Origin of the sequence: Ruminococcus champanellensis 18P13 = JCM 17042 (assembly GCF_000210095.1) — a bacterium.
GTDB classification, from domain to species: domain Bacteria; phylum Bacillota; class Clostridia; order Oscillospirales; family Ruminococcaceae; genus Ruminococcus_F; species Ruminococcus_F champanellensis.
Genome location: NC_021039.1, coordinates 1 through 766, shown reverse-complemented (window position 1 = coordinate 766; position 766 = coordinate 1). Strand labels below are relative to the sequence as shown.

The window sequence follows — 766 nt, the reverse complement described above, 5'->3', positions numbered from 1 at the left end:
TTTATGATTGCCAGGGCGACAACACGCAAAGATTGTGCGGTAGATGCGCCAACAGATTTTTCGTCAGATTGCACAGAAATGACGCAGGAATACTGTCGTATTTCAAGGAATTTTTGTGTGATATGACGGAAAATTCGTCAGCAGATGCTGTGCAAAGCCGCCAGGCGTGCTTTGCGTGGTGCCGCCCTTGATAAAGCCATCCTTGCCCGGTTGGGATGTATGTAACATCGCCTACCCATACAGTATTTGGATTAGAAACCTGAAAATTCCGGTTCAGCAGATTCGGTGCAACGGGATGGGAATGCCTGGAGTTGGTGGTGCGCTTGTATGCGAATTTGCGTGCGGATTGGATGTGCAGCTGCCGCATCAGCCGGTAAATCCGCTTTCTGGAGCAGACCATTTTCCTCCGGATCATGTGAAACAGGGTGTCCAGCCCGGAGGCTGGCTGTTGCTGATGCAGGGTAATAAGTTGACGAGACAGTCGCTGATCCTGCTGTTTTCTGGGGCTGATGCCCCGGTGAAGCCAGGCGTAGTAGCCGCTGCGGGAGATTTCCAGAAGTCGGCATAGCTGATCCACAGAGACTCCCGCAGATGCAGACTGGATGAATCTGTATTTGTCCTCTATGGTCTGGAAAGTATGCCGACGGATTTTTTTAGGATCTCGATGACCTCGTCTTTCTGCGCCAGCTGCTTGCGCAGCGCCCTATTTTCCGCCTCCAGATCCCGCTGACGGCGTTCCAGGCGGTTCTGCCGCTCGGTTTCCTTC

At 52.7% G+C, this 766-nt stretch carries 1 protein-coding gene; it reads right to left on the bottom strand.

What is annotated here, in order from left to right; all coding sequences use genetic code 11:
- Position 1: 1 nt before the first annotated feature.
- On the bottom strand, positions 2-577 hold the full coding sequence (locus tag RUM_RS13230; protein ID WP_162094089.1) for an IS3 family transposase: 576 nt from the start codon (positions 575-577) through the stop codon (positions 2-4).
- Between the last annotated feature and the right edge of the window lie 189 nt (positions 578-766).